General features: G+C 64.3%; 1 protein-coding gene. It reads left to right on the top strand.

Going from position 1 to position 272, the window contains the following annotated elements; all coding sequences use genetic code 11:
* Positions 1–272, top strand: a 272-nt coding sequence (locus tag ACVA58_RS28100) for a hypothetical protein (protein WP_446513522.1), incomplete at both ends; no start/stop codon positions are given.

Genomic DNA, 272 nt, shown 5'->3' on the forward strand with positions numbered 1-272 from the left:
GGCCATCGCACGGCTCGATGCACGCCGTGTGGAAGCCCAGCTGGCGCAAGGTGCGCTGTCTGATCTGGCTGGTTGTGCGCGCAGCGGCGTGATTCAGCAAGCCTCACGTGCTGAGCGTCGCAACGTTACGCTGTCGTATGAGGGCGCCAATCAGGCGTGGGTGTCGGTGTCGCATGAAGATGCCGCCACGCTGGTTGAAAACGTGCTCGACAACGCCGTGCGCGAAACGCCCAAGGACGGCGAGGTGCGCGTGGTGGTCAAGCGTGTTGAGC

The sequence above is a fragment of the Photobacterium sp. DNB22_13_2 genome (genome assembly GCF_052873915.1).